The following is a 7,633-nucleotide window of genomic DNA, read 5'->3' as shown; positions in this document are numbered from 1 at the left end:
GAGATGATAATGCCCGGAGACAATGTAGCGATATCGGCGGAGCTGATAACTCCTATAGCAATGGAGACCGAGCTTCGGTTTGCGATAAGGGAAGGCGGACGGACGGTCGGTGCAGGAGTTGTAAGCAATATTATAGGATAACGGCTAAGGAGTTGGCAGGTGAGAGTAATTATATCAATGTCATGTAGTGAATGTAAAAGAAAAAATTACACTACTACAAAAAACAAAAGAACAACACCGGATAAGCTTGAATTTAGCAAATACTGTAGGTTTTGCAGAAAACATACCACTCATAAAGAAACAAAATAGCCATTTTGTATTTTAGTAGGTATTTTGAGCAAAGGATATATACACTTTTTATAATTTATATACAGGCCAGTAGCTCTAACGGCAGAGCATCGGACTCCAAATCCGGGTGTTGGGGGTTCAAATCCCTCCTGGCCTGCCAAATATTTTATGAATGGATAAATATTGAAGGACTAATAAAAATCCCAACAGGTCGATGACTTTTAACCATGGCCTGGGTTGAGTGTTGCTTACTTCAAATGATGGCAGAGTGGAAAATATTTTCAGTTGAATGAAAAGCTGGTTTTAATTTTAGGTTAATAAGGTTTTATTGGATCTTAACCAGAGATTTTGGTTTGGATATAGCAATACAGGGATATTATGGCACGACTACTGAGAAAAAAGACCTCAAACAATAAAAAAAAATTAAAACAAAGTGATGATACGCCGGATACTACTCAGAATGCAGGTAAGGTTTTAAAGAAAATTATTCCGGTTGCAGGAATTGTAGCAGAAACGAAGAAGATAAATATATTTCCGCAAAAAAAAACTTTAGCCGGGGCTAAAACACTAACAGGTAAAGAAGCAAACAATCGTATTGAGAAAATATTACAATTTTTAAGAGAAGTTAAAATTGAACTTAAAAAAATTACATGGCCTACCAGAAAACAAACAATTTCTTCGACGGTAGTTGTCATTATCCTGGTTGTGATAGTTTCGTTTTTTCTAAGTGTGGTTGATATGGGTCTGTCAAGTCTTATCCATATAGTTCTTCAAAAATAATGAGGGGAAGAGAGTGGCTCTTAAGTGGTATATATTGCATGTATATTCTGGGTTCGAAGACAAAGTAAAAACTGCACTTGAAGAAAAGATAGCTACTTATAATCGTTCTGATAAGTTCGGAGAAGTGTTGGTTCCCACAGAGCAGGTTGTGGAACTTGTTAAAGGAAAAAGAAAAACTTCCACCAGAAAATTTTATCCAGGGTATGTTTTGGTGCAAATGGAGCTTGATGATGAAGTCTGGCATATAGTTAATGATACTGCTAAAGTAAGCGGCTTTCTCGGAGGAAGAGAAAAGCCAACCCCCATTTCAGATGAAGAGGCAGCGCAGATTTTAAACCGGATGGAGGCAGGAAAATTAAAGCCCAAACCGAAATATTATTTTGAAGCCGGAGATGAAATAAGGGTAGTAGACGGACCTTTTACGAATTTTAATGGTGTTGTTGAGGAAGTTAACCCGGAGAAGGGGAAGATAAAAGTACTTGTCAGTATATTCGGACGCTCGACCCCGGTAGAATTAGAATTCGTACAGGTAACAAAGATATAGCATCAGGAGTGAAAAGAAAGAAATGGCAAAAAAGGTTATGGCAATGATTAAATTGCAGGTTGTGGCCGGAAAAGCGAATCCGTCTCCACCTATAGGTCCTGCTCTCGGGCAGCATGGTGTGAATATAATGGAGTTTTGTAAGGCTTTTAATGCCAGGACCGCTGATGATGAGGGAATGGTAATACCAGTTGTTATTACTGTTTATCAGGACAGATCATTTACTTTTATTACAAAAACGCCGCCTGCTTCAATACTTTTGAAAAAAGCGGCAAAGATAGCAAAAGGATCCAGTGACCCGAAGAGAGTTAAAGTGGCTAAAGTCACACGGGAACAGGTGGAGGAAATTGCTAAGCAGAAAATGGTCGATCTTAACGCCAATGATACGGCTGCAGCAGTTAAAATTATTGCAGGAACAGCCAGAAGCATGGGGATAGAAATTGGTTAAAGATAAAAAGGAGTTAATAAAGCGAAATGCCTAAGCATGGTAAGAAATATAATGAAGCTAAAGCAAAGGCTAATGCCGAGGCAAAAAATGACATTGCTGCTGCTGTTAAGGCAGCAATTGATTCATCTTATGTAAAATTTGATGAAACAGTTGATGTTGCCGTACGTCTTGGTGTTGATCCTAGACATGCAGATCAGATGGTAAGAGGAGCTGTTGTCTTGCCGAACGGAATAGGCAAAGAAGTTAAGGTTCTTGTCTTTACCAAAGGAGAAAAAGAAAAAGAAGCCCTAGATGCCGGTGCCGATTTTGTCGGGAATGATGATCTTATTGAAAAGATCCAAGGTGGTTGGTTGGGTTTTGATAAAGCAATTGCCACACCGGATATGATGGGTTCTGTCGGAAAGATTGGAAAGCTTCTTGGGCCAAGGGGGCTTATGCCAAATGCTAAAACAGGGTCTGTCACTTTTGATGTAGCTAGAGCTGTAAATGAATTAAAAGCTGGAAAGGTGGATTTTAGGGTAGAAAAAGCCGGAATAGTACACGTTCCCATGGGCAAGGTTTCATTCGGTGTGGAGAAACTAGTTCAAAACATGTCGGCTTTCCTTGAAACCATAATGCGGCTTAAACCATCAGGCAGTAAAGGTACATATTTAAAAGGGATGGCTATCTCCACAACAATGGGGCCGGGGATTAGAATTGATCTGTCCTTGATTCGAGAAATTATAAAATAATTTCTTTCTTTAAGATATTTTATTCTCAGGATCCGGTGGATATTTTACCTGTCAAATCGTTATATTATTTAATAATGATAGGAATTTAACTTATATAGTCCCGTTGCAAATTAACTTGTAACGGGATATGCTTTTAGTAAACCAAATGATATAATAAATAAAATTATAAGGTAAATACAATTCTGTCAAAGACCGTAGGCGTATAATTTAATGCTTAAGCGGGATTTCCGGCCTACCGAGACGGATTAAGGATGCATGTGTGATAAAAAGCTTTTGTTTTTATGATACAAAATTATTGCAATTTCCTGTTTCCGCTGATCGGCTATAGACCTCCGGTTTATACAGATTTGGAAAGGAGGCGTTATTATTTATGAATCTTGAAGAAAAGAAAAAGATTGCAGAGAACTTTCATGAGAAATTATCCAGAGCTAAAGTGGTAATTTTAACTGATTATAAAGGTCTCAATGTTGAAGCAATAAGCGATTTGCGGAAAAAGTTAAGGGAATTTCAAATAGAATACAGAGTAGTAAAAAATTCTCTTCTTGAGAGAGCATCTGAAAATACCGGTGCGGTTTTGATTAAAGACAGTTTCAAGGGTCCTACCGCGGTTGCTTTAAGCTACGATGATCCTGTAGCTCCTGCAAAGATACTTATAAAATTTGCTGAAACCAATAAGAACCTGACTATTAAAGCTGGTTTATTAGACGGGAAAGCGCTTGATTTTAATGCAATTAAGGCATTATCAACCATGCCACCCCGGGAAGTGCTTTTAGCTCAATTGCTTTCGGCGATGAATGGTGTGCCGACAGCATTTGTCAGGACACTTTGCGAAATACCAAAGCAGTTTTTATATGCTTTACAGGCGATTAAAGAACAGAAAGAAGCGGCTTGATTACTATTTTGGGATAAGCCGGAAGATAAAAGATTCATTATGTTATCGTAAATAATTCCTGCAGCTTGCTGCGGAGGATTTTGAATAATTTGGAGGAATAATTAAAATGTCAGATATTACTAAAGAAGATGTTATTGAATTTATAGCTAGCATGTCAGTTCTCGATTTGTCCGAGCTTATTAAGGAGTTGGAAGAAAAGTTCGGCGTATCTGCGGCAGCTCCTGTGGCAATGGTAGCCGCAGCTGGTCCGGCTGCAGCTGAATCTCAAGCCGAAGAGCAGACAGAATTTTCTGTTATTCTGACTTCGCATGGTGACAAAAAGATTCAGATCATCAAAGAAGTAAGAGCAATTACAGGTCTTGGCCTAAAAGAGGCAAAAACTCTTGTTGATGAAATTCCAAAAGCAGTAAAAGAGGGTATATCAAAAGAAGAGGCGGACAAGATCAAAGCACAGCTTGAAGAATCCGGCGCCCAGGTCGAAATAAAATAACCGAAAGAACTATTTTTATAATTCCGCTATATAGTAATTGTATTTGAGGGGTTTGTAAAAAGCCCCTCATCTAAAAGGGAGATGCAATGTCGGAAAGGCTTTTGGCAAAAAAAAGGCTAAGAAAAAATTTCGGTCAGATCCAAAGAATTGTTGAAATACCTGATCTGATAGGGATGCAGCTGGAATCATATAAACGTTTATTGCAAATGGATGTTGCTCCTGAAAAACGGGAAGATATCGGGCTTCAGGCAGTATTTAAATCGGTGTTCCCAATAAAAGATTATACAGGGAGCGCTTCTCTTGAGTATGTATCCTATAGATTCGGAGAGATAAAACATGGTGTTGGGGAATGCATACACAGAGGTATGACTTATGAAATAGCTGTACGCATAACCGTAAGGCTTGTTGTTTATGATGTTGACAAGGAAACCGGTATTTCAAGTATTCGTGACATAAAAGAGCAGGAGATTTATTTTGGAACGGTTCCCCTTATGACAAATAAAGGCACTTTTATTGTCAATGGGACCGAAAGGGTTGTTGTTGGACAGCTTCACAGATCGTCCGGGGTGTTTTTTGACCATGATAAGGGGAAAACCCATTCAAGCGGCAAAATTATTTACAGTTCGAGAATAATACCTGTGCGCGGGTCATGGATAGATCTTGAGATTGATCCAAAAGATATAGTCTATATAAGAATAGACAGAAGACGCAAGTTTCCTATCACGATTTTCTTTAAAGCATTTGGATATACGCCTGAAGATCTTCTCTCATATTTTTATAAGAGTGAGAAGATAATCATACGTGGAAAAAGCTTATATAAAGAACTTAGAGAAGATTTATGCAAAGATCAGAAATTTACACGTGATATTAAAGATCCGGAAACTGGTGAAATACTAGCTAAAAAAGGTCGCCCATATACTCCAAAGCTTATAAAGAAGCTGATATCATCCAAAATGGGTACAATACCAATAAATATTGAAGATATTATTGAAAGAGCCTTTGCATATACTATTTATGAACCTGGAACGAATAAGCCTATAGTCAAGGCAAATGATACGGTCACTGAAAAGTTGATCTCAAAACTGAATGATGCCGGTATCAATGAATTCGGGACACTATTTTCTGATGTTATGTCGAGCAGCGACTCAATAAGAAAAACTTTGGCTGTAGATAAAGTAAGTTCAAAAGAAGAAGCGCTTGTTGAAATATACAGGAGGCTTAGGCCCGGCAATCCGGTAACACCCGAGGTTGCTCAGAATTTTATCGACAATTTATTTTTTAAAACAGCATATTATGATCTTTCGAGTGTAGGAAGAGTAAAAATAAACCAGCGTTTAGGTATTGAATCTTACCCAGATCTAAAGATCTTAAGAAAAGAAGATATTCTTCTTACAGCAAAAACTTTAATAGAATTAAGAGATTCACAAGGAATTGTTGATGATATCGACCATCTTGGTAACCGCCGGATTAGAGCGGTAGGTGAGCTTCTAGAAAATCAATACCGTATCGGTTTGGTACGTATGGAAAGAGCTATAAAAGAGAGAATGAGCTTACAAGAAGTTGATACCCTTATGCCTCATGATCTTATCAATCCCAAGCCTGTAGCTGCGATTGTTAAAGAGTTTTTTGGCACAAGCCAGTTAAGCCAGTTTATGGATCAGACGAACCCACTTTCCGAGACTACCCACAAGAGAAGATTAAGCGCACTTGGCCCAGGGGGATTAACACGTGAACGGGCCGGATTTGAGGTAAGAGATGTTCATCCTTCCCACTACGGGCGTATATGCCCGATTGAAACACCGGAAGGTCCTAATATTGGACTTATTGTTTCGTTGAGTACTTATGCTCGTGTTAATGATTATGGATTTATCGAAACTCCTTACAGGGTGGTTAATGATGGCACAGTAACAAATGAAGTTAAATTTCTTGATGCATTTGAAGAAAAGGATTTGCCTATTGCACAGGCGAAAGCACCCATGGATGAAAAAGGTAACTATATAAATCCACTTGTTACGTCCCGCGTGGCAGGTGAAACCATGATGGTTAATAAAGAAGATGTTGCACTTATGGATGTTTCCCCGAATCAGCTTGTAAGTGTTTCCGCTTCCTTGATCCCTTTTCTTGAAAATGATGATGCAAACAGGGCTTTAATGGGTTCAAACATGCAACGGCAGGCTGTTCCGCTTATGGTTAGTGAAGCCCCTCTTGTCGGGACCGGTATAGAAGGAGTTGTAGCTAAAGACTCCGGTGTTACAGTAGTTGCCGAGCGCGACGGAGTGGTTGAATCTGTGGATGCATGTCGGATAATCCTTTCTCATGATCCTTCGGAGAAAGGGTATGACAGGCATGTTACTATTAATAATCTGTCAAAATATATGCGTTCAAACCAGAATACGTGTTTTAATCACCGACCAATTGTTGAAAAAGGTCAGCGCGTGGAAGCCGGAGAAATAATTGCCGATGGGCCTGCTACGGAAAAAGGAGAACTTTCTCTGGGTAAAAACGTTACTGTAGCCTTTATGCCTTGGGGTGGATTTAATTTTGAGGATTCAATTCTTGTTAGCGAAAGACTAGTAAAAGATGGTGTTTACACCTCTGTCCATATTGAAGAATTTGAAATAGTAGCGAGAGATACAAAACTTGGTAAGGAAGATATTACTCGTGATATCCCAAATGTGGGCGATGAAGCTTTGAAAGACCTTGATGAAAGCGGTATCATAAGGCTTGGAGCCGAAGTTAAACCTGGTGATATCCTGGTTGGAAAGATTACTCCCAAAGGCGAAACTCAGCTTTCTCCTGAAGAAAAGCTTCTTCGTGCTATATTTGGAGAAAAAGCTGGAGATGTAAAAGATACTTCCTTAAGAGTTCCCCCCGGAGTTGAAGGAACTGTTATTGATGCAAAGGTTTTTTCAAGACGTGGAATAGATAAGGATGAACGCACATATTTTATAGAAGAGACTGAAATAAAAGTGTTGGAGAGAAACCGTGATGATGAACTTTCGGTTATTGAAGATATAGCACGTGTTCAGATTATTGAGATTTTAGACGGCCAGATATGCAATACCCCGGTCAAAAAGGGTAAAAAAGCTTTGATTGCAAAGGGTGACAAAATAGATGCAGAAATGCTTGCTGACATTCCTGTGGCTCAGCTTGAAGGTATTGTTTTAAAGGATGCCGCTGTTACAGAACAGATTCACGATCTTCTTGAACAATACAGATCTCAGCGTACCCTTTGCCGGGAGGGTTTTGAAAAAACCATCAGCAGATACGAAAAGGGTGATGATCTTCCACCGGGTGTTATAAAGATGGTTAAGATATATATTGCCATGAAAAGAAAACTTTCGGTCGGTGATAAAATGGCTGGCCGGCATGGTAATAAAGGAGTAGTTTCAAGGATTTTGCCACAGGAAGATATGCCATATTTTGAAGACGGAACTCCGGTTGATATGGTTTTAAATCCACT

9 protein-coding genes and 1 tRNA gene are annotated in these 7,633 nt (G+C 39.0%); all 10 read left to right on the top strand.

Annotated elements, in window-relative coordinates:
* Positions 1-141: elongation factor Tu (tuf, locus tag KKC46_06225; GenBank protein ID MBU1053411.1), on the top strand; the 141-nt coding region annotated here is incomplete at its 5' end.
* An 18-nt stretch (positions 142-159) separates the two neighbouring features.
* Entirely contained in the window at positions 160-309 is a 150-nt protein-coding gene (rpmG, locus tag KKC46_06220) for a 50S ribosomal protein L33 (protein MBU1053410.1), read from the top strand.
* A gap of 63 nt (positions 310-372) precedes the next feature.
* Positions 373-448 (top strand) — tRNA-Trp (locus KKC46_06215).
* A gap of 434 nt (positions 449-882) precedes the next feature.
* A complete protein-coding gene (gene secE / locus KKC46_06210; GenBank protein MBU1053409.1) occupies positions 883-1,068 on the top strand; it encodes a preprotein translocase subunit SecE in 186 nt (61 codons plus the stop codon).
* 13 nt (positions 1,069-1,081) lie between these two features.
* Entirely contained in the window at positions 1,082-1,612 is a 531-nt protein-coding gene (gene nusG, locus KKC46_06205) for a transcription termination/antitermination protein NusG (GenBank protein ID MBU1053408.1), read from the top strand.
* Positions 1,613-1,634: 22 nt separating this feature from the next.
* Complete coding sequence (rplK, locus tag KKC46_06200) at positions 1,635-2,057, top strand: 50S ribosomal protein L11 (GenBank protein ID MBU1053407.1); 423 nt, start codon at positions 1,635-1,637, stop codon at positions 2,055-2,057.
* Positions 2,058-2,083: 26 nt separating this feature from the next.
* Positions 2,084-2,788, top strand: coding sequence for a 50S ribosomal protein L1 (rplA, locus tag KKC46_06195; GenBank protein ID MBU1053406.1), 705 nt, complete (start codon positions 2,084-2,086; stop codon positions 2,786-2,788).
* A gap of 370 nt (positions 2,789-3,158) precedes the next feature.
* Positions 3,159-3,680: a 50S ribosomal protein L10 gene (gene rplJ, locus KKC46_06190; protein MBU1053405.1), complete on the top strand. Its 522-nt coding sequence runs from the start codon at positions 3,159-3,161 to the stop codon at positions 3,678-3,680.
* A 106-nt stretch (positions 3,681-3,786) separates the two neighbouring features.
* Positions 3,787-4,170, top strand: a complete 384-nt coding sequence (gene rplL / locus KKC46_06185) for a 50S ribosomal protein L7/L12 (protein MBU1053404.1) — start codon at positions 3,787-3,789, stop codon at positions 4,168-4,170.
* 86 nt (positions 4,171-4,256) lie between these two features.
* On the top strand, positions 4,257-7,633 hold a 3,377-nt coding region (rpoB, locus tag KKC46_06180; protein MBU1053403.1), incomplete at its 3' end, for a DNA-directed RNA polymerase subunit beta.

This window comes from Pseudomonadota bacterium (genome assembly GCA_018817425.1).
Classification (GTDB): domain Bacteria; phylum Desulfobacterota; class Desulfobacteria; order Desulfobacterales; family RPRI01; genus RPRI01.
This window is presented reverse-complemented; position numbering and strand designations above follow the sequence as displayed.

Coding starts and splice junctions, on each gene's coding strand:
- rplK (MBU1053407.1), top strand. CDS start 1,635: ATGGCAAAAAAGGTTATGGCAATGATTAAATTGCAGGTTGTGGCCGGA.
- rplA (MBU1053406.1), top strand. CDS start 2,084: ATGCCTAAGCATGGTAAGAAATATAATGAAGCTAAAGCAAAGGCTAAT.
- rplJ (MBU1053405.1), top strand. CDS start 3,159: ATGAATCTTGAAGAAAAGAAAAAGATTGCAGAGAACTTTCATGAGAAA.
- rplL (MBU1053404.1), top strand. CDS start 3,787: ATGTCAGATATTACTAAAGAAGATGTTATTGAATTTATAGCTAGCATG.